Origin of the sequence: Nitratireductor aquibiodomus NL21 = JCM 21793 (genome assembly GCF_000615975.1) — a bacterium.
Lineage (GTDB): Bacteria > Pseudomonadota > Alphaproteobacteria > Rhizobiales > Rhizobiaceae > Nitratireductor > Nitratireductor aquibiodomus.
On record NZ_BAMP01000012.1, the window covers coordinates 42,960 to 68,539 of the forward strand.

Here is a 25,580-nt window from a genome sequence, read left to right on the forward strand (position 1 = left end):
GGTAAGAAAAAAGGCATATGGAATGAACTGGATCACCAGCTATGTGAGGCCGAAGATCAACTCGATGCTCGGCCGCCGGGATATGCCGGAGAACCTCTGGATCAAGGATCCCGAGACCGGCGAGATGGTCTTTCACAAGGATCTGGAAGACAATCTCTGGGTCATTCCCTCTTCCGGTCACCATATGAAGATTTCCGCCCGCGAGCGGCTGAAAAGCTTCTTCGACGGTGGCGAATACGAGGCGCTGGAAAGCCCGAAGGTCGTCACCGACCCGCTGAAATTCCGCGACGAGCGCCGGTATACCGAGCGCCTGCGCGATGCGAAGGCCAAGACCAGTATGGAAGATGCCGTACTGAGCGGCGTTGGTCGTGTTCAGGGGCTGGAGCTGCTTGCCACGGTTCAGGATTTCGCCTTCATGGGCGGCTCGCTCGGCATGGCCGCCGGCGAGGCCATCGTTCGCGCTTTCGAGACGGCGGTGGAGCGCAGGCTCCCGCTGGTGCTCTATGCGGCCTCGGGCGGTGCGCGCATGCAGGAAGGCATCCTCTCGCTGATGCAGCTGCCGCGCACCACGGTCGCGCTCGACCGGCTGAAAGAGGCGGGGCTTCCCTACATCGTCGTGCTCACCAACCCCACGACCGGCGGCGTGACGGCCTCCTACGCCATGCTGGGCGATGTGCATATTGCAGAGCCGGGTGCGCTGATCGGCTTCGCCGGCCCGCGCGTGATCGAGCAGACCATTCGCGAAAAGCTGCCGGAAGGTTTCCAGCGCGCCGAATACCTGCGCGATCATGGCATGGTCGACATGGTCGTTTCACGGCTGGAGATGAAGGAAACTATCGCCCGTCTGCTGAAAATCCTCTTGAAGGAAAAGGCAGACGCCGCGCCCGATATGCTGGAAGACGAAGCATCGGACGACGCCGAAATGGGGCCGGTGCCCGTCGAGGCTGCGGAAGCGCCAGCCGAACAGCCGAAGGCATGAGCGGTTAAAAGTTTGCCGGCTGAAAACCCCACCCTTCGGGCAGGATTCTGATGACCACTCTCTCCGCCGAGCGGGAAATCGAGCGTCTTCTGTCGCTCCATCCCAAGGGATTCGACCTTTCGCTTGAGCGCATCACGCGCCTGCTCGAGCGGCTGGGCAATCCGCATCTGAACATGCCGCCGGTCATCCATGTGGCGGGCACGAACGGCAAGGGCTCGGCCACGGCCTTCGCGCGCGCCGTGCTGGAGGCGTCGGGCCGCATAGTCCACGTCCACACTTCGCCGCATCTGGTCAACTGGCACGAGCGCTACCGGCTGGGTGCGGAAGGCGGCGGAAAACTGGTTGAGGATGCCGTTCTGGCCGATGCCGTGGCGCGGGTGGCCGAAGCGAATGAAGGCGAAAAGATCACCGTCTTCGAGATATTGACGGCGGTGATGTTCGTGCTCTTCTCCGAGCATCCGGCGGATGCCGCGATTGTCGAGGTCGGGCTTGGCGGCCGCTTCGACGCCACCAATGTCATACCCCGACCTGCCGCCAGCCTGATCATGCCGATCTCGCTCGACCACGAAGCCTATCTCGGCGATCGGGTGGAGCTGATTGCCGTCGAGAAGGCAGGCATCATCAAGCGGGGCTGTCCGGTCGTCGTTGGCCAGCAGCCCTTCGATGCGGCGCGCGAGGTGCTTGTCGACACCGCGGAAAGACTGGCCTGCCCGCTCACCGTCTATGGCGAGGATTTCCTGGCATTCGAGGAAAACGGCCGCATGATCTATCAGGACAATGATGGCCTGTTCGACATGTCACTGCCGCAGCTCGCGGGCCGGCATCAGATCGCCAATGCGGCGGCGGCCATCGCCACCGTCAAGGCGGCGGGCTTTCCTGTTGGCCTGCGTTCGGCCGAGGCGGCGATGGAGCGCGTTGTCTGGCCCGGCCGTTTGCAGCGCCTGCCAAAGGGCGCGCTTTCGGAACTCGGGCCCGAAGGGGCGGAGATCTGGATCGATGGCGGCCACAATCCCGGTGCCGGCGAGGCGATTGCCGAGGCACTGGCTTCGGAGGAAGACCGCTCGCCGCGCCCGCTTTTCCTGATCGCCGGCATGATCAACACCAAGGACCAGACCGGTTACTTCCGTGCCTTTGAGGGCATGGCCCGCCATGTCTATACGGTTCCGGTGGATGCGAGCGATGCCGGTGTGCCCAACGCCGAACTGGCGGCGCGCGCCATGGAGGCGGGGCTTTCGGCCGAGCCGGTTCATTCGGTGGTCAATGCGCTGAAGCTTCTGCGGGACACGCTGGATGCGGGCCGCGACGGCACCGAACCCCCGCCCCGCATCCTGATCTGCGGTTCGCTCTATCTGATCGGCGCGGTTCTCGCCGAAAACGGCACCCCGCCGCGCTGAAGAGACCTCATGAACGTCCATGCGGCCTTCGCTCTGCCAGAAGGCGGTGAAGGACGGGTCGAGGCGCGGCTCGCCCGACTGGCGCGCGGCTAGCAATATCTCCACATCGTCACTTTCGAATGCCAGTCTGGCAGTCGTGAGAGCCCACCGTCGTCGATGCGGCCGGCCAGCGTGACTGGCGCAGGCATCACCGGCACGCGGCCATTGATCGCGATCTTCGTTTCGTATCCATCAGCAGGTTTCATTTGCCGCGCACTATGATACGAAATGAAATTGGAATAGGATTCCAAAAACGGAGGAGAAGCATTTTGAGCGTGACCAGGTGGGAGGATGACGCGTCGGTCTGGACCGGCCCGTCCTATGTGGATCAGAGAATCGCCTATCACCCCGATGTCGGTTCGGCCCCGGTCGCAGGGCGCATCATCACCTGTGTCGATGTGGTTGACTGGGATGGCGACGGCGGTCGCGATCTGCTTCTGTCCAGCTGGGACACATGCTATGAGGCCGCGTCTTTCTCTATCCGCAGATCGGCACGAAATCGGACGGCACACCGTTGTTGGGCCGCGAACGGATTGTCGAGGGTGTCCGTGGGTACGTCACCGCCGTACGCGATGGCGACCGCTTCCACCTCCTCTCCGTGTCGCGGATGCGCCGGCAGATTTACCTGTTCCCCAACATTGGCACCGCTCGCGAACCGCGCTTCGGCGATCCGGTGGCGCTCGACCTTGAGGCAGACTGGGTCAAGGGCAACGAATATTTCCATATGGCCCGCTTCCACGACATCGATGGCGACGGCGTTCCCGAGCTCGTTGTCGGCACCGATTCATGGGACGACTACTGGCCGAACGGTCTGGAATGGAACGATGTCGGCTATCGCGCCTATGATGCAGCGGGCCGGTGGCTTGGCGGGCCGCTGCGCGGTTTCCTCTATGCTTTCAAGAACACGGGAACACTGAGCGCACCGGAGCTCGGCCGCGGAAGACCGGTTCTTGGGGGCGAAACCCCGCTGGAGGTCTATGGGCAATGCGCGCCGGCCTTTGGAGATTTTTCCGGCGGCGGGCGCGACGCGTGGTTTGCGGCGAGTTCTGGAACATCCTGCACTTCGCGCGCCAGACCGGGCCTTTCGCCTTCGAGCAGCCGAGGCTGGTTGGCGATGCCGCCGGCGCCCCCGTGCTTCTGGATCAGTGCATTCACCTGCCCTGCGCCGTCGACTGGGACGGCGACGGGCGGCTTGATATTCTGGTTGGCGCTGAGGACGGCTATGTGACGTTCCTCCGCAACACGGGCACCGGTCCCGATGGGCAGCCGGCTTTTGAGAAGATCGGACGCGTGGAAGGCGTTGAACCTTCGATACATGCCGGCGTCCTGCCCTCGCCCGCCGCGCACGATTTTTCCGGCAATGGCCTGCCCGACCTCGTGGTCGGCAACAGCACGGGTGAGCTTCTGTTCTACGAGAACCTTGGCCCCCGGGAGGCCCCGGCGCTCGCACGGGAAGTCATGATCGAGGCGGGCGGAAAGCCGGTGCGCATTGCCGCCGGGCTAACGGGCTCCATTCAGGGGCCATCTGAAAAAATGTTTGGCTATTCCTGTCCTACGATCGCCGACTGGGACGGCGACGGCCATCCCGACCTTCTCGTCAGCGACGTCAACGGCCACCACAATTTCTACCGTAATGACGGGGGAACGGTACCGCCCCGTTTTGAAGCGCCGCGCCCGCTGACATGGCAGGGCAGGCCGCTGAAGACGGTCTGGCGTGTGCGTCCTGCCGTGATCGACTGGCTGGGCAACGGCCAGCTTCATTATCTCGCGCTGGACGAAGACGGTCTGTTGTCGGACTTCCGCCGTGCGTCAGACACCGAGCTTGCCGATAAGCGGCATCTGCGGTGGGAAGACGGCTCAAAAATGCGTTTCACGCAGGATGTCGGCGGTGGTCGCGGACGGGTGAAACTCTGCGCCGTGGACTGGACCGGCGATGGCCGGATCGATCTCGTTATCGGTACGCATGCGCGCGCCTCCGTGCCGCCCGGCCCCACCGGCCAGCCGCGCAACACGACCGGCCAGGCCGGTATCTTCCTGCTCGAGAACATCGGCTCCAATACCGAACCGGTCTTCGCCTTCCCGAAAGAGTTCAGGTTTCGCGGTGAGACGATCCAGATGGCCATGCACGTCGCTTCGCCCGAAGCCGTCGACTGGGACGGCAGCGGCGAGCTCGGCCTGCTGGTCGGCGTTGAAGACGGCAGCCTTGTGTGGCTGAAGCGGGAGGATCTCTCATGGTAGCCCCGGGCATCACAGTCGATGGATCGACGAAGATCATGGGTGTCATCGGCGACCCCATCGCGCAGGTGATGACACCGACGACGATCAACCCGATCTTCGCGGCCCGCAAAGTCAACATCGTGTGCGTACCGCTGCACATAAGCGTTCATGAGCTCGACACGGCCTGGAAGGGGCTCAAGGCACTTGGAAACCTGATTGGCTTCGGCATCACCCTGCCGCACAAGCAGGCGGCAATGACACTTTGCGACAGCCTTGAACCACTCGCCGAGCGAGTCGGGGCCGTCAATCTCGTGCGGCGGGAGGCCGATGGTTCCTTCAGGGGGTATCAGTTCGACGGAAAGGGGTTCGTTCGCGGTCTGAAAGGGCAGGGCCACACGCCCTCTGGAAGCCACTGCCTCATGCTCGGCGCCGGCGGGGCCGCGATAGCAATAGCCTTCGCGCTCGCTGAGGAAGGGGCCGCATCGCTGACCATCGCCAACCGTACCCATGCCAAAGCCGAGGAGTTGGCAGAGGACGTGAATCGAAAAATGGGCCGCTCCTTCGCGCGCGCCGGGGAACCCCGGCCCGAGCCCGGCCAGATCGTCATCAACGCAACGTCGCTCGGTCTTTCAGCCAGCGATCCTCTGCCCTTCGATACAGACCTTGTCGACGGGACGATGCTGATTGCGGAGGTGATCGCCAAGCCTGAAGTGACGCCGTTTCTGGAAGCTGCCCGGGCGCGTGGTGCACAAATCCATTCAGGCATTCATATGATCCGCGGGCAGGTGGACCTCATTGCCGCCCACATGGCCGAGGCACAGGCGAAGGTCTGACTTCAGAGCGGCGTTCCGGCCTCTAGTCCGGCCACAAAGCCGGCGATCAGTGCGATCTGGGCCTCAAGCATGTCGCGGCCATCGCTTGTTGCCGCGCCACGCTGGCGGGCCAGCGTCAACAATTCCGTATCGCGCGCCAGCGCCGCGATATCGGCTACCAGCATTTCCGGCCCCAGATCATTGAGATCGACAGGGAAAGCCTCTGCGGATTTCAAACCGACCGGCGTTGCGTTGATCAGGACGTCGATGCCCGCCAGATCGCAGGAACCCCGCTGCGCGACCGGTGCGCCCATCACGCGATTGACCATGTCGACGGTGAATCCAAGCGCGTCGTCATCAACATCGATCACCGCCAGCCGGCCGATCTGCTCGCCAGCGAGTGTGTGCGCGATGGCGCGCCCCGCGCCACCGGCGCCGACGAGCATAACCGACGCGCCGGCGAGACGGTCGCGATTAACGGCAAGTCCGCGCACGAAGCCCAGCCCGTCGAAAAGCGCGCCATGCATGGAGCCGTCGCCCCGGCGCTGGATGGAGTTCACCGCGCCGACAGCGGCGGCGGCGGGGGTCAGCTCGTCGCACAGGCGCGCGGCTGCGATCTTGTGCGGCACCGTCACGCCAATGCCTGCGACATTGTCCATCGCCGCAAAAACGCGCCAGGCGGCCTCCAGGGTTTCGCCGGTCACATGGAACGGAACGGCATAGAGATCGATCCCCTTTGCCGCGAACATCGGATTGATGAGGGTGGGTGTCTGGACCTGAGTCACCGGGTCGCCGAACACCGCATAGATGCGCGAGGCGCCTCCCAGATTTGGAATACTGTCGCTCATGATCCGGTCATCCTCCCGAAAAGATGCTCCGGCACCGCGCGAGCGCCGTGTCGAGGACAAGATCGGGGTCTTCCGCCCACCATCGATCCGAGAATATCTCTATCTCGACAGGGCCGGCATAGCCGGCAGCCTGCACCTGACGCCACATTCCGGCCAGGTCGATGATACCGTCGCCCATCATGCCGCGATCACGCAGGACATGCCGTGTCGGCACCAGCCAGTCGCTGACATGGAAGCCCAGTATCCTTCCGGCTGCGCCGGCGCCGGCGAGTTCTGCCTCCAGGCGTTCGTCCCACCAAATGTGATAGGCGTCGGCCACGATGCCTATCCCCCCGCCCAGCCGCTCGCAGAGAGTGTTGGCGTGACTGAGGCTCAGGATCACCGCGCGGTCGCCAGCGACCATGGGATGCAACGGCTCCAAAGCCAGCGTCATTCCGACCGCGCGCGCATGGTCGAGAAGCTCGCCGAGTGCGTCTTCGGTTTGTGCCCGCGCGCCGGAGAGATCGCGACTGCCTCCATGAGCCCACCGGAAAAAACCAGAACGTGGTCCGCTGCAAGTTCGGCAGCCATGTCCACCGCGCGCCGCGCGCGGTCGAGACATTCCGTTCGCGCCGCAGCTCCCGCACCCAGAAGCGGTCCCGCCCGATTGAAGCCGAATGTGGAAATGCCTGTGCGGGCCAGTATCCGGCGGGCTTCTTCAAGGCCGACCTTGTCGATCTCATCGCCCCACAGGGACGCGCGTGACAGACCACGAGCGGCGCATCCTTTAAGGAAGGGTTCAAGACCCCACCTCTCGCGAACGGTCGCTTCATTGAACACGAATTCAGGCAATTGCGACGTTTCAACCATGACTCTAGAATTTGTAGACGCCAAGTTTCTCGAATATCCGATAGATTCTTTCGGCATATTTCGAGAACTCGGGATACTCGCCCAGATGGGCCGGGCGCGGGCGCGGCAGGTCGATGACGATCTCCTCGACAATCGTGCCAGGGCTCTTCGACATCACCAGAACACGATCCGACAGGCCGACCGCCTCCTCGATGGAATGGGTGATGAACAGCACCGTCTTGCGCGTTTCAAGCCAGAGCATTTCCAGATCGTGCCGGATCTGCGTTCGTGTGATCGCGTCGAGCGCGCCAAATGGCTCGTCCATCAACAGCATTGAGGGATCGTGAACCAGAGCGCGCGCAATCGAAACGCGCTGGCGCATGCCGCCGGAGAGCTGCCACGGATAGCGGTTTTCCGCCCCCGAAAGGCCGAGCCGCTCGAAGAGAGCGTCGGCCCGCCCCCTGAGTGTGGCCTTGTCGAGACCCCGGATCTCCTGCTGCAGCATGACATTGTTGATGGCGGTGCGAAAATCCAGGAGCAGGTGATCCTGAAAGACGATGCCGATCTCCGAAATCGGAGCGGTGAGCGGCTTCCCGTCAATCTCCACCGAACCGGCGCTCGGCGGCTCCAGTCCTGTCACCAGGAGCATGGTCGTGCTCTTGCCGCACCCTGACGGGCCGATGATGGAAACGAACTCTCCCGGCTTGATATCCAGATCGATGGGCCCCAGCGCGTGGAATGCTGTGTCTCCACTGCCGAAGACCTTTGTCAGCCCGCGCGCATTGATCGAGGCGCCCGCAGCGCCTGCGTTGCCGGCTGGATGCGCCAGACCGGAAGGAGTTCGGGTTTTCATGTCTGCCTTCGTCATGTCCTTCATTGTCGCCTTGTGCGGGTTCAGTGTCTGGACCACGGCATCAGCCATTGCCCGATAATGCTCATCGCACCGTTGAAGATCAGCGCGACGATCGCCGCAGCTACAAGCCCGGAGAACATCAGTGTCATGTCCATAAACGCCGAGGCGCGCACGATCATGAAGCCCAGCCCTTTGTTTGAGGCGATGAATTCGGCGATGATGACGCCCTCGACCGCCTTCACCACGCCGATCCTCATGCCAGAGAAAATATGCGGCATTGCGGCCGGCAGCCGGACCTTCCAGAAGGTCTGCCACGGGTTCGCTCCCATGGACCGCGAAATGTAGAAGAGCCTCCGGTCAACCAGTCGGAAGCCCGACATGGAATCGACCAGAACCGGAAAGAAGCTCATCAGGAAAACGATCAGCGCGGCAACCAGCGGGCCTATGCCGAACCAGATGATCAGGATGGGTCCGATCACCGTCTTTGGCATGATGTTGAGAAACACGATAACCGGATAGAGTCCCCGCTCCAGGCGCCGACTGAAACGATTGCCAGCGCCAGCGGGATTGCCACCAGCACGCCAAGGGCGAAACCTTCCACGATTGTGAGGGAGGTCCAGAACGCGTGACCGGCGATCAATGCCCTGTCGGTGTAAAGCCGTGCCAGGAAATCCGATGGTTTGGGCGCAAGCCATATGGGCACTTCAAAGAAGCGAAGCGCGGCCTCCCACAATCCAAGCAGCAACAGCACCGCCACCGTCCCGATCAGGATGGAAGAAAAATACGAACCGCCGAATGCCGCCATGAGACGCGCACGCGTTCCCGTTTGTGCTGGCGTGATGGCAGAAGCTGTTTGCGACATGCCTACGAAACTTTCCGCGTGAGATTGATGCCCGGGCGCTGTGCGCCCGGACAGGATCCTGCGACCAACCAGCCTCAGGGGCAGGTCACCGGCGTGCCCGGCAGATAGTCGAGCGTGTAGTAATCCGTCACCGGCTTGGTATCGGGAAGGTTCATCGCCGACGTCATGACGCTGTACATCTTTTCCCAGGTTTCAGCGTCCGTCACGCCAATGGCGTCACCGGGACCGCCGGGACAGACCGATGCAAAGCTGAACTTTGCCGACTGAAGGAGGTTCTCCTTCGAATGCGCCGTCTCCGGGAAAATCTCGAGCAGGGCGTCGACTGCGGCTTCGGGGTCCTTCATGGCTTCCTGCCAGCCCAGTGCCGTCGCTTCGACAAAGCGCTTGTAGACATCCGGACTGGCCTCGAGCTTGTCCTCACGCGCCACCAGGGCGAGGCTCGCGATGGGAACGCCGTTGTTGTAGAAGTACATATTGCCGGCCTCGATGCCCTGCGCAGCCAGCGGCACGACGATGTTTTCCGGCGTCTGCGACACCGCATCGACCTGCTTGGATGTCAGAAGGCCGATAAAGGCGCTTTCCGCCGCCGAGACGATCTCCACCTGAGATTCTTCGATGCCGTTGGCACGCAGGAAAACCGGAATGAGCGGCAGCATGGCCGATCCCGGAGAGACCGCCAGCTTCTTGCCGATAAGATCCTTCGGTTCCCTGATGCCGGAATCGGCCAGATACTGAATGCCGAACTGGCCGGATTTCCAGATGGTTGCGATGATCCTGATCGGCGCGCCCTGCGCAGCAACATTGAGCGTTGCGCCGGTGTCGGCATAGCCGAGCTCCGTCTGCCCGGTTGCCACGAGCTGTGCGGCCACGGCCGATCCGCGCCCCTCCGTCAGGGTGACTTCGAGATCATGGTCCTTGTAGATGCCCCTGGCCTGGGCCACCGCGAATCCGAGATGCGCGGAATCGGCTGTCCAGTTCATTTGCATCTGGAGCTTGTCCTGCGCCAGCGCGGGAATGCTTCCTGCGAGCAATGCGAGCATTGCCCCCGCCGCCACATGCCTCAATTTGAACTGCATTCCTTCCTCCCTTTGTTTATCTTGATGCCTGTTCCTCGATTATGAACCGGTCAGCGCCGCCGCCAGGGCAGCAATGTCCTTTCGGCCAGTTCCATCCCCCAACTGAGCAAAACGCCGATCATCGAGCCGACCACGAGTACGGCGAAAATCAGCGACGTGTCGGAATCGTCCATCCCCCTGAGGACCAGATACCCGAGCCCGTTCTGCGAATTCATCCACTCGACGACGATCACCACCGTGACCGCAATGACGACAGTGATCTTGAACCCGGAAAAGATGCTGGGTGCGGCGGACGGCAGTTCGAAGAGCCGGAATGTCTGCCACCACGACGCACCGACCGAGCGGCTGAGGTAATACTGCCGGGGATCGATGGACTTGAACCCGGTGACGCTGTCGACCAGAATCGGAAAGAAGGTGATCAGCGCGGTAAGCAGTATCTTCGGGAAATCCGCGAACCCGAACCAGACCAGCATGAGCGGTGCGAGTGTGATCTTCGGCAGGCCCTGAATGAACACGACGAGCGGATAGAGCACCTGCTCCGCGAGCCGGAATTTCGCAATCAGATAACCGAGTACGACACCGGGAATTGCTCCCGCGACGAAGCCGTAGATGATCAGCCGTGTCGTCACCAGTGCGTGATAGCCGAGCCTCTGATAATCCTCGAAAAGGCGCGACAGGAATTGCGACGGTGCCGGCAACACGTAAACCGGCACATGCAGCGCCCGGACCAGCACCTCCCAGATGAGCAGCAGGCCGGCGAACCAGAGGACCGGCTCCAGAGAACGCTGCAATATCGAAATGCGCCGCATCATCTTGTGTCTCAAACTTCCGCCGGCGCATGCGGGCGCGGTGCCGCCATGACAGGCTTGTAACCGCGCTGACGGCTTCGCAGAGACCAGATTTCGGCAACTTCGGTGGCGGCCCTCTTCAGGGCGGTCGCCAGCTCATCGTATCGATCGGGCGTGATCCGCACGAGGGGGCCGGCAACGCTTATCGTACCGGCGACAGGCGCTTCCGGCCCAACTCCGTTGAAGAAGGGCACCGCCACAGCGCCCGTTCCTGCCTCGGCCTCCTCGACGGAAGTTCCGTATCCGCGCTCGCGCGTTTCGACGAGCCGAGCACGGAACTCATCGACATTGGTCGCGCTGTTGGGGCCCAGAGGCCGCCGCGCGCCGAAGCCGCGGGCGCATACAATGCGCAACGCCTCGGATTCGGGAAGTGTGGAGAGCCAGGCCTTGCCGTTGGCTGTGGCATGCAGAACGATCTCCTGCCCCATCTCGGGATCGTAGCGAAGGCCCGTGACGGCACCCTGCGCGCGGGCGACCCAGACGAGGTCCTCGCCCTCGACGATTGCCAGCCGGCAGTACTCACGTGTCTCGCGCGCCAGCTTGTCCAGAACGGACTGAACCACATCGGGCACCGCGCGGACATCGAGATTGCGAAAGGCGAGTGTGCTCATGCGAAGCGAAAGCGCATAGCGTTGGGTTCCACTGTGCTGCAGCACCCACCCATGCGAGACGAGTGTCGTCAGCGTGCGGTGAACTGCACTTGCCGGCATGTCCAGCCGATTGGCGAGGTCTGTCAATTCGATCGGTTCGCGCTCGCCCGCAAGGGCCTCCAGTATCGTTAGACAGCGGTCTACAGCGGCAACGGTCAACCATTCCTCCCTAGTCTAGAGCAGCTTATACAACATTTGATTCCAAATTGGAATAGAATTCCATTTTGGTGAAGTCGTGCAGACATCACGGCATCCGTCCTGGATATTCGACCGACCACACGATGCTGATCTGCCAGATATCCCAACCGGCGCAAAGGTGGAAAGCGAGATGCCGGTCTGGGCCGGTCCATTCTGTCAACGCCACTGGTCTGGGGTTGAGGTTTACAGATCCCCTGGGACAAGCGGCTTCTGAAAGCGGCTGTCAGCGAAGGCGATCCCGTCTCCGGCGCCGGTCTCAAAATTCCCGAACCAACACCTTTGGCTGGAGCTAAGAGTCTTAACTCTAGAACTGCATCTTGCCTGCCTGCCAGTCGGCGAGCATTCCCCGCATTTCCTTCAGGAAGAGCTGGCTGGCGACCTTGCTTGCCGTCGCCCCCATGGAGATCGACTGGATATCGAGCGGCAGGTCGGGCTCCAGCGGCAGTGTCACCAGTCCGTCGAGACCGTGAAAGGCGGCGGTGAACTCGTCGACTACGGCGGAACGCTGCATCGCCAGAACGAGATGGGGTACCGAGACCAGTGTGTTGCCCGTCACCGTGTTGTCGAAAGGCAGCCCGCGCTCCAGAAGCGCCTCGTTCAGCACACGTCCGATGGGGCCACGCGGGGTCAGCCCCAGCATCGGCACGGAGCTGAGATCCTCCAGCCTGACACGGTCCAGCCGCGTCAGTGGGCCGTCCTTTGGGCTGAGCACCACCAGACGGCCACGCCCCAGCGGCTCTGTGGATATGTCGTCAGCCTGAAACCTGCCGATGACGAGCCCGACATCGACCATGCCCGCACGTATCGCCTGAACCTGCTGCTGTGCGGTGCCCACATCCACGGCAACGCGCAGGCCCGGCATCGCATCCAGCACCCTGCGGAGTGCGGTGGGCACGAAATAGGGCGCGAAAAGCCCGACCGACATTACCAGAAGACGTGTGCCGACGCCCTTTCGCAGCGAGTCGATGCGTCGCTCCAGCCGGCTGATCCCGTCATAGAGAAAACGGCTCTCATTGTAGATGGCGTCCGCCTCGACGGTCGGGATCACACGCCCCTTGTCGAGCACGAAAAGCGTCAGGCCGATGGCCGCTTCGAGGTCACGCAGATGCCGGCTCACCGTGGGTTGCGACAGGTTCATCTGCCGCGCCGCTGCCGTGATCGACTGCCGCTCGTAGACCGCGCAGAAAACCTGCAAGCGCTGCAAAGTCAGTGGTTTCACGGCCGCGTAACCTCCCCGTCTTTCCGCCAGCCCATAGATATATACTATGGAATAGTGAAATCTTTTCTATTTTCTATTGCAAGCGCTTTCGCCAGATTTGTGTGAGCCATCGGGGAGGGGAACCCAAGAGCAATGCAGGCGCCGCTTATCATCGCATTCACCGTTTTCGGCCTCATGGCCGGCGCCGCCATTGCTTATGTCATTGGCGCTTCCGCGATCCTGACCTTCATTGCCGCAGACCGTCAGATGTATATGGCGGTGCTGCCCCAGCGGCTTTTCAGCCAGCTCGATGTGTTCGCCTTTCTTGCCATGCCGCTGTTCATCTTCGCGGGCGACCTGATGAACCGTGGTGGTCTGGCAACCGCGCTGATCGATTTCTGCATGTCTTTCCTCGGACGCCTCAAGGGTGGCCTGGGCCATGTCAACGTGATGACCTCGGTGTTCTTTGCCGGCGTATCGGGATCGGCTGTCTCCGACGCCGCCGCACTCGGCAATTCGCTGGTGCCCGAAATGCGCCGACGCGGTTATTCGCTCGACTACGCAGCTGCGATCACGGGCGCATCCTCGATCATCGGCCCGATCATCCCGCCCTCGTCCATCCTGATTTTCTATGGCGCGCTGATGGAAACGAACGTCACCGCGCTCTTCGCCGCAGGCATTCTGCCCGGACTGCTTCTGGCCGGCGTTCTGATGGCGATCAACGCCTATTACGCCCACCGCGACAACCATCCCGGCGGCCCGGGCGAAGACGTGCCTGCGTTCTTCCCCTCGCTTCTGAGGGCCCTGCCCGCCATGACCCTGCCGGTGATCATTCTCGGCGGCACGCTGTTCGGCTTCATGACGCCGGCTGAAGCGGCTGCAGTGGCCGTGATTGCGGCTCTGGTGGTCGGTTTTACCCATGGCAATCTCACCTGGAACCAGGTGGGCGCAAGCCTGCACCGCACGGCGGTGATGCTCGGCGGGCTGTTCATCATCCTGTGCGCGATCTCGACCTTTTCTTACATCGCCGCGCTTCTGCAATGGCCACAGGCCATCAAGGCGACGGTGGAAGACTGGAACCTGAGCCGCTGCAGTATCTGATGCTGATCAACCTGATCTTTCTGGTGGCCGGCATGGCGATGGATGTGAAGGCCGCCGTGGCGCTGTTCGCCCCGATCTTCGCACCTGTCGCAATCGCCATGGGCGTCGACCCCGTGCATCTGGGCATCGTGATCTGCTTCAACATCACCACCGGCCTTCTTTCGCCGCCGCTCGGAGGGGTTCTGCTGATTCTCGCGACCACGGTGCGCATGAACTACTGGCGGCTGATACGCGCCACCCTGCCCTTCTTTCTGGCCGAAGTCGCGCTGCTGCTGGTGCTCACCTATTTCCCGGAGATTTCTCTGGCCATTCCACGCCTTTTGGGGCTCGCCTGACGAAAAACGAAATAAAACGGAGGAGAAAAATGAAGTTTTTACCCAAAGCCCTCGCCATTTCGGCGCTTGCGCTCATGACCGCCGCTGCACAGGCCGCTGACATCAAGATCGCGATGAACGGCGCCGACGATACGGCGACCAACCCGGAAGCAGCCTTCGCCCACGGCTTTGCCGATGCGCTCAAGGGAACCGAATTCGAGGTCTCCATCTTCCCGTCCGGCACGCTGGGCTCGGAAAAAGAGCGTTTCGACCAAGTTGCCCAGGGACTTCTGGAGGTCAATCTCGCCGCCCTTTCCACCGGGTTCGGCATGTCGCCACTGATGAAGGGCGTACAGCTCCCGTTCTTCTTCGAGAACCGCGAACAGATCGACGCCGTGCTTTCTGAAACGGACATGCTTGAGCAGATGAACGGCCCGCTTCTCGACAACGGCGTGCGTTTCGTGGACGTCAATTACATCGGCATGGATATCGGCATTCACAATTCCAAGAAGCCGATCTCCAGGGTCGAGGACATGTCCGATCTGCGCTTCCGCGCGCTCAACAGCGAGCAGATCGCACTGCAGGAGGCGCTGGGCGCGACCGGCACGATCGTCTCCTGGTCGGAAGTGGCGAACGCCATCCAGACCGGCGTCGCCGATGGCTATTTCAACCCGCCGAACTCGGCCATCCGCACCGGCCACACCGAGTTTCTGAAGCACTTCACGCCCGCCGATATCACGCCGTCCTCGCGCATCGTTCTGATCTCGGAAGACTGGTACGCTTCTCTGGGCGATGAGGAAAAAGGCCAGATCGACGCGGCCCTCGCAGCCGGCAAGAAAGCCAACCGTGACTGGGTCAACAACTGGGCCAGCGAAGTGCGCGCGAAGCATGAAGCCGCAGGCGTGACCATCACCGAGCTGGCCGAAGGCGAACGCGAAAAGATGGCCGAGCTGGCGCGTGCCACCTGGCAACGTCTCTGCCCGACGACCAGTTGAGCATCTGGATTAAAGCCCGCGACTCCGTCGCAGACTAAGCAATGGCCACCCCCATGAAACACATCGCCAGATCCGTCATCCACATCAGCAACGGGCTCAATCGTCTGGCCACAGTGATGGCCGGCGTGGCACTGGTGATCCTCGTGGGGGCCGTCATACTGCAGGTCCTGGCGCGCTACGTGTTCAACCAGCCGCCGGCCTATACCGAGGAACTGGCCCGATACGCAATGATCTGGGCCGGCCTCATGGGGGCCACGATATCGTTCAAGCACCGGTTCGATCCGGCGCTCTTCACCGGTGAAGGCTCGCGGAGGGCGCTTCTCGGGTTCGCCGCCGCACTGATGAGATCGACCGTGGTTCTGATCTACCTACTGCCGATCCTCTGGTACGTTTTCTATGGCCCCAACATGAATCCGGCGCGCGGTTTCCTGCTGCGCCACAGCCGCACTATGGCCGACGCGCTGCCCTTCAGCACCTTCTGGGTCGCCGTGGCCGTTCCTATCATGATCGTCTTCATTCTCGTTCATCTCGCCGCCCGCTGGTGCGGCGATAACGGCGTGCCGCCAGCGGACAGCGACGCCACCTGACCTTCGACGCAACAATACAGGAGCCTTCCCATGCACGCTGATCTCATCATCCGCGGCGCAGACATCATCGACGGTACAGGTGCCCCCCGTCGCAAGGGTGATGTGGCCGTCTCCGATGACCGCATTGTCGCCACCGGCGACCTGAAGCACTGGACGGCCGGACGCGAGATCGAAGCAATTGGCCGCGTCGTCGCACCCGGCTTCATCGATCCGCATGTGCACCATGATGCTGCGATGCTCACCCAGCCCGACATGGAGTTCATGACGTCGCAGGGCGTCACCTCCGTTATCAACGGCAATTGCGGTTTCTCCATCGCACCACTGGTGCCGAAGGGCGAGATCCCGGCCCCTCTGCGCATGATCATTGAAGATGAAGCGCTGCGGTTTGAAACTTACGCCGCCTATCGCGACCGGCTTCTGGCGGAACCGGCAGCAGTCAATGCAGCCTGTCTGATCGGACATTCCACGCTTCGCGTGAACGAACTGCCCGACCTGAACAAGGCCGCCGATGCAGCACAGCTGAAAGAAATGTGCCGCAAGCTCGACCGTGCGCTCGGCGAAGGTGCAATCGGCCTTTCCACCGGACCATTCTACCCGCCCGCCCGCGCCTCTACGACCGAGGAGCTGATCGAGGTGGCGAAGATCACCCAGGCCCATGGCAAGCTCTATGTCACCCATATGCGTGACGAGGGCGACCGCGTGGTTCAGGGGCTTGAAGAGACCTTCACCGTGGGGCGTGAATCCTGCTGCGGCGTGCATGTCTCCCATCACAAATGCGCCGGGCTCGCCAACCACGGCATGTCGGTCACCACGCTGAAGATGATCGATGATGCGATGCAGGAGCAGGATGTGGGCCTCGACACGACGCCGTGGATTGCGTCGTCGACCATCCTCGATTCCGGCAGGCACAGGCAGGCGACCCGCGTGATCGTTGCGGAAAGCATTCCTTACCCGCAGATGGCGGGCCGAGACCTCTCCGACATCGCCGAGGAATGGGGCACCGACATTGACACCGCGCTCCAGAAGCTTCTGCCTGCGACCGGCATCTTCTTCATCATGAGCGAAGACGATGTTCAGCGCATCCTGTCCTACGAGCACACGATCATCTGTTCGGACGGTATCCCGAGCGGCAAGCATCCTCATCCCCGTGTCTGGGGCACGTTCCCGCGCGTGCTTGGTCACTATGCCCGTGACCTTTCGTTGTTCTCGCTGGAAGAGGCCGTGCGCCGCATGACCTCCATGCCGGCCGATCGCTTCGGGCTAGGCGGTCGGGGACGGATCACCGTCGGCGGCTTTGCGGATCTCGTCATATTCGATCCCGACACCATCGCCGAAGGTGCAACCTTCGAGACGCCGATCCGCCCGGCGGTGGGCATCGACCGGGTCTTCGTCAACGGGCGCGAGGTCTGGGTCGATGGGCAGAAAACCGGCGCACGACCCGGTCGCCCCCTCGAACAGACCGCCCCATGCATGGTGGTCTGATGGCAATCGCATCAGACGCCAGAGTACCAGAACTGCAATTTGCTTCAGCGTCTGATCCCCGGGGAAGGAGTTCAGACATTTGTGGGAGTGTTTTGGTAGAAGCTGCTGGCCTCAAATCAGGATAGCAGCATTAGCCGTTGCTGACTTAAGGCGGGCTACACCCTGCCCTTCTTCGTCGCAGTCAGGTTCGCGGGGCTACGCGCAGGCTCTCTCGCAAAACCAGCTTTGGCTCGAACGTGATGAGGCCGGCCTCGTCACGTTCGACCGCAGCCTGCATTGCGCGTTCTATGATGTGCTCAATGTCGGTGCGGATCGTGGTCAGCGGCGGAACCGCAAACTGCACCTCGTTCATGTCATCGCAACCGATCACCGAGACGTCTGAGCCCGGACGCCGGCCCATCTTGTGGCAGGCAGAGATGACCCCGAGCGCGATCAGGTCGCTGAAGCAGAGCAGGGCGATGTCGTCGGCCCTGTCCTCAGACAGAATGCGTGTTGCTGCCTCGAACCCGAAAGCGCGCGAGGTGGGACCATGAAGGATGCGCACGGGTTCGAGCCCAGCGCGGCGGAACTCGGACACTGCGCCTGCCTCGCGCAGTCGGGAAGCGCTTGTTTCCTGTCCGCCACCGATCCAGTACATGCGCCGATGCCCCGCATCCATCGCCGCTCGGGCCGACAATTGTCCGGCATGAAACTCGTCGCTCACCACCTGGGGGGCGGCAAAGCCCTCGATTGAACGGAAGAACAGCACCGTTGGCAGAAGCGGCTGGCCGTTTCTCACAAGAATCTCGTCCAGATCGGAGCGCGTGGTCCCATAGGCCGGGCAGAGAAGCAGAGCCTCACAACCGATCTGCAATGCCTGGCGCAAAAAGTCGGCCTGCCGCTCGCGTGATTCACGCGTGATGCCCAGAAGAAGCCTTCTGCCGCGGCGATGAATCTCACGTTCCGCGGAAATCAGCATGTCGTTGAAAATCGGGTTTGAAAGCTCTCCGAGGCAGACGGCGATCGTATTGTTGCGCGACATGCGCAAATCGGCTGCGCCCTGATTGTATATGTAACCAAGGCGGTCTGCGGCCGCCCGCACCCGGTCGAGCGTCTCCTTGGGAAATCGCTTGTCGCCGCGCAGCGCAAGCGAGACGCTTGAGACGGAGAGCCCCGTCGCCGTCGCGATGTCTTTTAGCGTTACGCGTGCCATCATCTGAGTGTCTTTGTTGTTGGTTCCCCTGCCTGTCAGCTTGTCGCCCGATCCGGGGCGCACGTCAATCGTTTCTCCAGCTCGGTCAATCGTTTTAATAAAACGATTGACCGAGCTTCAATCCCTATGTCATGCTTCTCTTTGAAGGAGAGGGTTTAGGCCCGCAAATCTTGGGAGAGAGAAATCATGAAAAGGACAATTGTGTCTGCGGTCGCGCTTGCTGCGACGGCATGGGCTTCTGCCGCTTACGCGGCCTGCGACTGGAAGCCGGAGCGGCCAGTAAGCGTCATCGTGCCGTGGGGAGCGGGCGGTACCACGGATACCAACACGCGTCAGCTCGCAACGATGCTTCAGCAGAAGTTTGACGTTCCTTTCAATGTCGTCAACCGCACCGGCGGCAATGGCGTGGTGGGGCATTCGGCCATCTCCCGCGCAAAGCCGGATGGCTACACGATCGGTGCTGCAACGGTCGAGATGAACACGATGCACTGGTTTGGTTTGACGGACCTGACCTACAGGGACATCACGCCGATAGCGCTCATCAACCAGCCATCAGCCAGCGTGCTTGTTTCCAAGGACAGCCCGTTCGGTTCCCTCAAGGAACTGCTGGATCACGCACGCGAAAACCCGGGTGAGCTGACGGCATCGGGAACGGCGCTCGGCGGTATCTGGCATCTGGCGCTTGCGGCATGCTCAATGCCGAAGGGCTTGAAGCCGAGACCATCCGCTGGGTCCCCTCCGAGGGGTCGGCGAGCGCATTGCAGGAGCTTCTGGCCGGTGGTGTCGACATGGTCACGCCTTCGCTTCTGGAAGGAAAGACGCTTATCGATGCCGGTGAGATCAAGGCGCTTGCCTATATGAGCGACAAGCCGAGCGAAGCGTATCCCGACGTGCCGCTCACTGCCAGGGAACTGCCGAGCGGCTGGACCCTGTCAGCCTACACCACCATCTCGGCGCCGGCCAACATGCCGGAAGACATTGCATGCAGCTATGAGGCAGCTCTCAAAGAGATCGTGGAAACGAAGGAATGGGCCGAGTTTCGCAGCAGCCTCGGCGCACCGGTTGTCTGGGGCGGCAGCAAGGAGCTGCTCGATCTCATGACCCAGTATGACGAGGGCCTTGGCAACACCGTCAAGGCAATCGGGATGGCCAAGGGTCAGTAACATGCAGTTCACCCGCGATGCGGTGACGGGCCTTGTCCTGATCGCCGCCGGCGCGGCCATGTTTGCAGGCGCGTGGGGGTTTGATCCCCCCGCGGGCACTGCATTCGGAGCCGGCTTCTTCCCAAAGATCGTTTCTTCCGGAATGGCCCTGTCTGGCCTGCTCATACTTCTCGGGCGTGAAAGGCGCAGCCTCACGGAGGTTATGCGGATCGACGGCCGGGGCGTTGCCCGCGTGGCGCTGCTTGTTGCCATGATCGTTCTTTACGCTCTGGCGCTGGACCCGGTCGGATTCCACATTTCCACCGTCGCTCTGCTTTTCGCCGCGACCCTGTTTTTCGGCGGTTCGCTGCCCTCAGCCCTTCTGCTTTCAGTGCTGGCGACGGCCGTGTTCCACTTCATCTTCTATTCGATCATGAAGGTCGCGCTGCCCTGGGGCCTTCTCCTGCCAGTCGCCTGGTAAGGCGAAAGGGTGGGAGTTTGATCCATGGACTTTGCAGCAATCTTTTCCCAGCTCGCAGACCCGGCGCTTTTGCTGACGATCGTGCTCTGCACACTTTACGGCGCTCTTGTCGGTGCCCTGCCGGGTCTCTCCGCAACCATGGCGGTGGCGCTGCTTGTGCCGTTCACCTTCTTCATGGACCCTGTGCCGGCCATCGCCGCAATCGTGGCAACCACGTCGACTGGAATTTTCGCTGGCGACATAAGCGGCGCATTGCTGCGCATTCCCGGAACGCCGGCCTCTGCAGCCTATGTCGCCGACAGCTCCACCATCGCCCATTCGGGCAGGCCGCGCACCGTTCTTTTTGTCTCGCTGTTTTCTGGCGCGGCCGGCGGGGTGATCGGCGTCATCGCTCTCAGCCTCGCTGCGCCGATGCTGGCCGGTTTCGCAACCAATTTCTCGAGCTACGAAATGTTCTGGCTCGCGGCCCTGGGTCTGAGCTGCGCCGTTTTCGTTTCGGACGCGCCGCCAGCCAAAACCTTCGCCAGCCTGTTCATAGGTCTTGCGATCGCCTGCGTCGGCATTGATGTCGCGGTCGGCATGCCGCGCTACACGTTCGGCCTCTACGATCTTTATGACGGCGTCAATTTCATCTCGGCAATGATCGGCTTTTTCGCGCTGACAGAGCTGTTCCGCGCGGCGCTTGAGCCCAAAGCCCCGCGTGCAGATGCAAAATCGCCAAAGATGGAGCCGCTCCGGCAGGCCATCGGCGATGCGTTGAAAGTGGTGCGCCAGCGCTGGGTCAGCGTGATCCGGTCCGGGCCGCTGGGCGTTTTCATCGGCGTTTTGCCGGGCGCGGGTTCCGATGTCGCGGCGTGGATCGCCTATGCGGTCTCGCGCCGCTTCTCCAAAACGCCGGAGAAATACGGCAAGGGGCATTATGAGGGGATCGTCGATGGCGGTGCTTCCAACAATGCCGCCGTCAGCGGCGCATGGACGCCGGCGCTCATCTTCGGCATTCCGGGCGACAGCGTAACGGCCATCGCCATCGGCGTTCTGATGATGAAGGGGCTGAACCCCGGACCCGACATATTCGAGCGCAGTGGCGATCTCGTCTACACGCTTTTCGGTGCGTTCCTGCTGGCAAACATTGCGATGGTTTTCACTGGTGCTTTGGCCATCCTGCTCGCCAGCCAACTCATGCGCATGTCAAAAAGCCTGCTCATGCCGCTAATTCTAGGCCTGTCTCTGATTGGCGGTTTCGCGGTGATGAACTCCGCTTTCTCGATTTGGATCATCATCACGCTCGGCATCGTCGGCTTTGCCATGACGCTGGGCGGCATCCCCCTTGCGCCGGCAATTCTTGGCGTCGTGCTGGGCAAGGTGCTTGAGCGGAACTTCATGACATCGATGATCAAATCCCAGGGCGAGTTTCTGCCCTTCTTCTCGCGCGATATATCGCTGGTTCTCGGCGTCGCGGCGATCCTGATCTGGGGCCTTTGCCTCTACCGAGCATTCCGGGCGATCATCCACCCGGAAAAAACTCAGCGAACCATGGAAAACGACGCATGACCAACCTTCTGAAGCAACGCCTCATGGCCGGCGAAACCATCGCCGCCACCTGGATTAACACCGGATCACCGGAAGCCTGCGACATCGTCGTCAATGCGGGCTGGGATGTTGTGGTCATAGACTGCGAGCATGGTGCCGCGCCGCTGGAAGACGGTCTCAGCCTGATACGTGTCGTGCAGGCGGCGGGCGGTCAGGCCGTGCTGCGTGTGCCGGATTCCTCCGACACCACGCTGAAGCGTGCACTGGATCGCGGGGCACAGTCGATCATTGTGCCGATGGTCAATTCGGTTGCGCAGGCCAAGGCCATTGCCCGGTCCTGCCTTTATCCGCCGAGAGGTGCGCGTGGTTATGCGGCTCCCATCGTGCGCGGCTCGCTTTACGGGCGTAAGGCCGATTACGCGCAGAAGGCTCATGAAGACCTGCTGGTGATGGTGCAGTGCGAGCATGTCGATGCTGTGGCACATCTGAAGGACATCGCCGCCGTTGATGGGATCGACATGGCATTTGTGGGCCCCAACGATCTGTCGGGCTCCATTGGCCTTCTGGAGCAGCTTGAACACCCCGAACTTAAGAAGCTGAAGCAGCAGATTGAACAGACCGCGCGTGAAGCCAATCTGCGTCTTGGCACGATCACCGGCGGCGGCCGCAGCTATGCCGAACTGCGCGAAGCCGGTTACCGGTTCATTGTCGGGCCGAGCGATGTGGGCCTTCTGTTCAGTGCCGCGCGCCAGGCTCACCAGGAAATGCTGGCCGAACTTTCGCCGGGTGCCAAAGCCGTTTCTCCCAGCCTGACCTATTGAGGAATGTCATGAAGAAGATCCTGAACGATCCGCAGAACTACGTCGATGAAATGCTCGATGGGCTCGTGGCGGCGCATCCCGAAATCTATGCCAAACCGGCGCACCGGATCATTACCCGCGCTGGCGAAAAGACCAAAGGCAAGGTGGGTATCGTGACCGGCGGAGGTTCGGGGCATCTGCCGGTCTTTACCGGCTATGTCGGCACGGGATTGCTGGATGGCTGTGCCATCGGCAACGTCTTTGCCAGCCCGTCAGCCGATCAGATGGCGGAAACGATCCGCGCGGTAGATGCCGGGGCCGGGGTCCTCTGTCTCTACGGTAATTACGGCGGCGATGTCATGAATTTCGACATGGCGGCAGAGATGGTCTCCTTCGAGGATGACATCCGCACGGCCTCCCACGCGGTCAGCGACGATGTCGCCTCCGCCCCGCGCGGAGAAATGGAGAAGCGCAGGGGCGTTGCCGGCATGATCTATGCCTTCAAGATCGCTGGCGCAGCCGCCGAACGCATGGCGGATCTCGACGAGGTTGCGCGGCTCGCCAGAAAGGCTTCCGGCAACGTCGTGTCGATGGGTATGGCGATGACGCCCTGCATCATCCCGCAGCTTGGAAAGGCGAGCTCCGTCATCGGCGATGACGAGATGGAGATGGGCATGGGCATCCACGGAGAGCCCGGCACCTGGCGCGGTCCGATCAAGCCCGCAGACGACATCCTTGATGAGATGTTCGACACTTTGCAGGCAGACCGTCCGCTCGGCAAGGGGGACCGCGTCTCCGTGCTGGTCAATTCTCTGGGCGCGACGCCCCATGAGGAACTGTACATTCTCTACCGCCGCCTCGCCGTGCGTCTCTCGGAGATCGGTGTGGATGTCGTCATGCCCCTGGTCGGGCGCTATGCGACCTCGATGGAGATGACAGGCGCGTCACTGAGCATTCTCAGGCTCGACGATGAACTGGAAGACCTGCTTGCGGCACCCGCCAACTGCGCTTTCTGGAGAGTCTGAAATGGAGATCACCTCCAACGAGTTGAAGGCGGCACTCGCCCGCATAGCCGAGCATGCGGGCGAAAATCGCGAGTTTCTGTGCCAGGCCGATGCGCAACTGGGCGACGGAGACCTTGGAATCACCGTTGCCGAGGGCTTTTCGGCCTGCGCAAAGCTCGACCTGAGCGACGACGTTGGCCGGGCCTTCTTCGAGATGGCCAGGACCTTTCAGCAGGTGTCTTCCTCCTCCTTCGGTACGCTGGTGGCCACCGGGTTGATGGCGGCAGCGAAGGCCCTGAAGGACAGAACGGAGTTCGGGCCCGATGAAATTGCCGGGCTCCTCGCTCAGGCACGCGATGCCATGCTGGCCCGGGGCAAGTCATCCCTGGGCGAAAAAACCGTTCTGGACGGGCTCGACGCCCAGGTTCACGCCCTTGAGGCCGAACGGTCCGGCGCCTTGATGGAAACCGCTGTGACGGCCGCCAGGGATACAGTCGAGAAGTTCACGCAAAGGCCCAATCAGGCTGGACGCGCGCGCATCTTTGCCGAAAAATCCGTAGGCCTTCCCGATCCAGGGCAACTGGCGCTTGTGGTGATAACGGAGGGGCTTCGCTGAGGCGGAACCGGATACCCGCCTCCACTCCCGTCGTATTTCGGATCAGGCCTAAAGGTGTGCGGTGTCGCGCTCCCGGTGCTTGAGCGCGGGAAGCTGCGGCTCTACACCATCCCCATCACGCCGCGGCGGATGAGATCGAGTGCGAGCAGCGTGAGGCCGATTCTGAACCAGCGCCGAAACGCCTCTTCCGGCAGTTTTTCCAGAAGCCTGCTGCCGTAAATGGTTCCCAGATAACCCGAAGCGATCATCAGTGCGATGAAGGGAAGCCAGCGCCAGAAGGCGAAGCCGGCAAGCGCGAATGCGATCACCTTGAGGGCGTGTTGAACGGTCATGCCGGCGGCATGGGTGGCGATGAGCGCCTTGCGGTCGTCGGGAATGAGCTGCGCGAAGAAGGCCGAGAGCAGCGGTCCGGTGGCGCCGACAAACATGGTGGCAAGCGCGAGAACCGCGCTGCCGGCAGCGAGGCCTGCTTGGCTGAGCCGCGCCGCGCCGGGAATTTTCGTCCAGGTGACGGCGATGACGAAGACGCCCAGAACGAGCTTCAACAGCGCGTCGGGAAGCTGCACCACGACATAGGCACCGATAGCGGCGCCGATCAGGCTGCCGACGATGAACGGCGTAGCGATCGAGAAGCGGATGTGCGGGCGCTGATGCCAAGCGCGGCCGGTGTTGGAGCCGAGCTGGACGGCGCCATGGACCGGGATGAGGGCTGCGACCGGAATGAACAGGCCGAGCAGCGCCAGCATGGCCACCCCGCCACCCACGCCGAAGGCAGCGGTCAGTGCTGAGGTGAAAAAGCTGGCGATGACGAGAAGAAGCGCCGGGATCGCGCCCAGCGTTTCCGGCAGAAGCGTCTCGAAGCTGCCCAAGGACCCGCCTTAAAGGAACTGTTTGCGGGTGAACTGGCCTGCCGGGCGATAACGCCACAGATAAGTGGGCAGAATGGCTGCCAGCGAGTGTTTCTGGATGCCAAGACCGTCGAGCGTGCGCCCGGCCGCATTCGCCTCTTCGGAGACGACATTGTCGGTCTTCAGAAGCTTCACCTGATCGAGGGTGAGCATTGGCTTTGGAAGAAGCTGCAGAATGCGGGCCTGAATGCGCGCAACGAACCAGGGCAGGGAAACGAACCACCGCTTGCGGTAGGTCGCTTCGAGCATCTCCTCGAGGCATTCGCGGAAGGAGAGCACTTCCGGCCCGCCCAGCTCATAGATCTGGCCGCCTTCGAGATCGCCATCGACCGAACGGGCATAGGCCTCGGCCACATCGCCAACATAGACTGGCTGGAACTTTGTCTCGCCGCCGCCGATAAGCGGCAGGAAGGGCGAGAAGCGCGCCATGTTGGCAAAGCGGTTGAAAAAGTCGTCTTCCGGGCCGAACACGATGGAGGGGCGGATGATCACAGCATCCTTGACGGTTTCCAGCACTGCCTGTTCGCCGAGAGCCTTGGTGCGGGCATAGTCGGAGTCGGACTCCGGATCGGCGCCGATCGCCGAGCCGTGGGTCAGCTTCGCGCCGGCGGCGCGGGCGGCTTCCG

Annotated in this window: 29 protein-coding genes; 17 read left to right on the forward strand and 12 right to left on the reverse strand. The window is 62.1% G+C overall.

Annotated elements, in window-relative coordinates:
- Nucleotides 1-22 precede the first annotated feature (22 nt).
- The 5 genes from accD to JCM21793_RS05530 all read left to right on the forward strand — a co-directional run bounded on the left by accD (nt 23) and on the right by JCM21793_RS05530 (nt 5,462).
- Nucleotides 23-979: an acetyl-CoA carboxylase, carboxyltransferase subunit beta gene (gene accD, locus JCM21793_RS05505; RefSeq protein ID WP_025029712.1), complete on the forward strand. Its 957-nt coding sequence runs from the start codon at nt 23-25 to the stop codon at nt 977-979.
- A gap of 50 nt (nt 980-1,029) precedes the next feature.
- The gene (locus tag JCM21793_RS05510) at nt 1,030-2,373 is read left to right on the forward strand and encodes a bifunctional folylpolyglutamate synthase/dihydrofolate synthase (RefSeq protein ID WP_025029713.1); all 1,344 of its coding nucleotides are present in this window, start codon (nt 1,030-1,032) and stop codon (nt 2,371-2,373) included.
- 553 nt (nt 2,374-2,926) lie between these two features.
- Nucleotides 2,927-3,640 (forward strand): hypothetical protein, encoded by a 714-nt coding sequence (locus tag JCM21793_RS29440; protein ID WP_162175212.1) that lies wholly within the window; start codon nt 2,927-2,929, stop codon nt 3,638-3,640.
- Nucleotides 3,544-4,650: an FG-GAP repeat domain-containing protein gene (locus JCM21793_RS05525; protein WP_162175213.1), complete on the forward strand. Its 1,107-nt coding sequence runs from the start codon at nt 3,544-3,546 to the stop codon at nt 4,648-4,650. The genes JCM21793_RS29440 and JCM21793_RS05525 overlap by 97 nt, the downstream gene beginning before the upstream one ends.
- Nucleotides 4,644-5,462, forward strand: a complete 819-nt coding sequence (locus tag JCM21793_RS05530; protein WP_036539712.1) for a shikimate dehydrogenase family protein — start codon at nt 4,644-4,646, stop codon at nt 5,460-5,462. Before JCM21793_RS05525 ends, JCM21793_RS05530 begins: the two co-directional genes overlap by 7 nt.
- A 2-nt stretch (nt 5,463-5,464) precedes the next feature.
- On the opposite strand, the gene JCM21793_RS05535 is transcribed toward JCM21793_RS05530, so the two are convergent.
- The 9 genes from JCM21793_RS05535 to JCM21793_RS05575 all read right to left on the reverse strand — a co-directional run bounded on the left by JCM21793_RS05535 (nt 5,465) and on the right by JCM21793_RS05575 (nt 12,823).
- Complete coding sequence (locus tag JCM21793_RS05535) at nt 5,465-6,289, reverse strand: shikimate dehydrogenase family protein (RefSeq protein WP_036539715.1); 825 nt, start codon at nt 6,287-6,289, stop codon at nt 5,465-5,467.
- A 7-nt stretch (nt 6,290-6,296) separates the two neighbouring features.
- On the reverse strand, nt 6,297-6,890 hold the full coding sequence (locus tag JCM21793_RS28130) for a sugar phosphate isomerase/epimerase family protein (RefSeq protein WP_081784638.1): 594 nt from the start codon (nt 6,888-6,890) through the stop codon (nt 6,297-6,299).
- Nucleotides 6,891-7,142: 252 nt separating this feature from the next.
- Nucleotides 7,143-8,039, reverse strand: coding sequence for an ABC transporter ATP-binding protein (locus tag JCM21793_RS05545; protein WP_025029718.1), 897 nt, complete (start codon nt 8,037-8,039; stop codon nt 7,143-7,145).
- Nucleotides 8,012-8,476: an ABC transporter permease gene (locus tag JCM21793_RS05550; RefSeq protein ID WP_007007155.1), complete on the reverse strand. Its 465-nt coding sequence runs from the start codon at nt 8,474-8,476 to the stop codon at nt 8,012-8,014. The genes JCM21793_RS05545 and JCM21793_RS05550 overlap by 28 nt, the downstream gene beginning before the upstream one ends.
- Nucleotides 8,446-8,832, reverse strand: a complete 387-nt coding sequence (locus tag JCM21793_RS30080) for an ABC transporter permease family protein (protein WP_007007154.1) — start codon at nt 8,830-8,832, stop codon at nt 8,446-8,448. The genes JCM21793_RS05550 and JCM21793_RS30080 overlap by 31 nt, the downstream gene beginning before the upstream one ends.
- A 74-nt stretch (nt 8,833-8,906) precedes the next feature.
- Nucleotides 8,907-9,908, reverse strand: coding sequence for an ABC transporter substrate-binding protein (locus JCM21793_RS05560; protein WP_025029720.1), 1,002 nt, complete (start codon nt 9,906-9,908; stop codon nt 8,907-8,909).
- A 50-nt stretch (nt 9,909-9,958) separates the two neighbouring features.
- Complete coding sequence (locus JCM21793_RS05565) at nt 9,959-10,720, reverse strand: ABC transporter permease (RefSeq protein WP_025029721.1); 762 nt, start codon at nt 10,718-10,720, stop codon at nt 9,959-9,961.
- Between the two features lie 8 nt (nt 10,721-10,728).
- Complete coding sequence (locus JCM21793_RS05570) at nt 10,729-11,565, reverse strand: IclR family transcriptional regulator (RefSeq protein WP_025029722.1); 837 nt, start codon at nt 11,563-11,565, stop codon at nt 10,729-10,731.
- A 343-nt stretch (nt 11,566-11,908) separates the two neighbouring features.
- Complete coding sequence (locus JCM21793_RS05575) at nt 11,909-12,823, reverse strand: LysR family transcriptional regulator (RefSeq protein ID WP_081784640.1); 915 nt, start codon at nt 12,821-12,823, stop codon at nt 11,909-11,911.
- Between the two features lie 132 nt (nt 12,824-12,955).
- Between JCM21793_RS05575 and JCM21793_RS24360 the strand changes: the two genes are divergently transcribed.
- From JCM21793_RS24360 to JCM21793_RS05595, 5 genes are read left to right on the forward strand one after another with little or no spacing between them, the layout of a single operon-like run.
- The gene (locus tag JCM21793_RS24360; protein WP_280113490.1) at nt 12,956-13,903 is read left to right on the forward strand and encodes a TRAP transporter large permease; all 948 of its coding nucleotides are present in this window, start codon (nt 12,956-12,958) and stop codon (nt 13,901-13,903) included.
- A complete protein-coding gene (locus JCM21793_RS30865) occupies nt 13,903-14,238 on the forward strand; it encodes a TRAP transporter large permease subunit (protein WP_280113492.1) in 336 nt (111 codons plus the stop codon). The genes JCM21793_RS24360 and JCM21793_RS30865 overlap by 1 nt, the downstream gene beginning before the upstream one ends.
- 29 nt (nt 14,239-14,267) lie before the next feature.
- Nucleotides 14,268-15,212 carry a TRAP transporter substrate-binding protein gene (locus JCM21793_RS05585; protein WP_036539721.1) on the forward strand — a complete coding sequence of 315 codons (945 nt, stop codon included), beginning with the start codon at nt 14,268-14,270 and terminating at the stop codon, nt 15,210-15,212.
- Between the two features lie 53 nt (nt 15,213-15,265).
- Nucleotides 15,266-15,799: a TRAP transporter small permease gene (locus tag JCM21793_RS05590; protein WP_025029725.1), complete on the forward strand. Its 534-nt coding sequence runs from the start codon at nt 15,266-15,268 to the stop codon at nt 15,797-15,799.
- A gap of 30 nt (nt 15,800-15,829) precedes the next feature.
- Nucleotides 15,830-17,281 (forward strand): N-acyl-D-amino-acid deacylase family protein, encoded by a 1,452-nt coding sequence (locus JCM21793_RS05595; RefSeq protein WP_025029726.1) that lies wholly within the window; start codon nt 15,830-15,832, stop codon nt 17,279-17,281.
- A 181-nt stretch (nt 17,282-17,462) separates the two neighbouring features.
- On the opposite strand, the gene JCM21793_RS05600 is transcribed toward JCM21793_RS05595, so the two are convergent.
- Nucleotides 17,463-18,476 carry a LacI family DNA-binding transcriptional regulator gene (locus JCM21793_RS05600; RefSeq protein ID WP_155983381.1) on the reverse strand — a complete coding sequence of 338 codons (1,014 nt, stop codon included), beginning with the start codon at nt 18,474-18,476 and terminating at the stop codon, nt 17,463-17,465.
- Between the two features lie 183 nt (nt 18,477-18,659).
- On the opposite strand from JCM21793_RS05600, the gene JCM21793_RS30870 reads away from it, so the two are divergent.
- The 7 genes from JCM21793_RS30870 to JCM21793_RS05630 are packed head-to-tail and all read left to right on the forward strand — an operon-like array spanning nt 18,660 to nt 24,046.
- Nucleotides 18,660-19,334 (forward strand): tripartite tricarboxylate transporter substrate-binding protein, encoded by a 675-nt coding sequence (locus tag JCM21793_RS30870; protein ID WP_202901402.1) that lies wholly within the window; start codon nt 18,660-18,662, stop codon nt 19,332-19,334.
- Nucleotides 19,232-19,636: a tripartite tricarboxylate transporter substrate-binding protein gene (locus JCM21793_RS30875; protein ID WP_280113493.1), complete on the forward strand. Its 405-nt coding sequence runs from the start codon at nt 19,232-19,234 to the stop codon at nt 19,634-19,636. The genes JCM21793_RS30870 and JCM21793_RS30875 overlap by 103 nt, the downstream gene beginning before the upstream one ends.
- A gap of 1 nt (nt 19,637) precedes the next feature.
- Entirely contained in the window at nt 19,638-20,096 is a 459-nt protein-coding gene (locus JCM21793_RS05610; RefSeq protein ID WP_007007143.1) for a tripartite tricarboxylate transporter TctB family protein, read from the forward strand.
- Nucleotides 20,097-20,120: 24 nt separating this feature from the next.
- Complete coding sequence (locus JCM21793_RS05615) at nt 20,121-21,647, forward strand: tripartite tricarboxylate transporter permease (RefSeq protein WP_025029728.1); 1,527 nt, start codon at nt 20,121-20,123, stop codon at nt 21,645-21,647.
- Nucleotides 21,644-22,447 carry an HpcH/HpaI aldolase family protein gene (locus JCM21793_RS05620; RefSeq protein WP_025029729.1) on the forward strand — a complete coding sequence of 268 codons (804 nt, stop codon included), beginning with the start codon at nt 21,644-21,646 and terminating at the stop codon, nt 22,445-22,447. Before JCM21793_RS05615 ends, JCM21793_RS05620 begins: the two co-directional genes overlap by 4 nt.
- A gap of 8 nt (nt 22,448-22,455) precedes the next feature.
- Nucleotides 22,456-23,451 carry a dihydroxyacetone kinase subunit DhaK gene (locus JCM21793_RS05625; RefSeq protein ID WP_025029730.1) on the forward strand — a complete coding sequence of 332 codons (996 nt, stop codon included), beginning with the start codon at nt 22,456-22,458 and terminating at the stop codon, nt 23,449-23,451.
- A 1-nt stretch (nt 23,452) separates the two neighbouring features.
- Entirely contained in the window at nt 23,453-24,046 is a 594-nt protein-coding gene (locus JCM21793_RS05630; protein WP_025029731.1) for a dihydroxyacetone kinase subunit L, read from the forward strand.
- Between the two features lie 101 nt (nt 24,047-24,147).
- Here JCM21793_RS05630 and JCM21793_RS05635 read toward each other — a convergent pair whose 3' ends face one another.
- Together JCM21793_RS05635 and JCM21793_RS05640 are read right to left on the reverse strand one after the other, a co-directional pair.
- Nucleotides 24,148-24,915, reverse strand: coding sequence for a sulfite exporter TauE/SafE family protein (locus JCM21793_RS05635; RefSeq protein ID WP_025029732.1), 768 nt, complete (start codon nt 24,913-24,915; stop codon nt 24,148-24,150).
- A 9-nt stretch (nt 24,916-24,924) separates the two neighbouring features.
- The coding region (locus JCM21793_RS05640; protein ID WP_025029733.1) for a complex I NDUFA9 subunit family protein at nt 24,925-25,580 on the reverse strand (656 nt) is incomplete at its 5' end.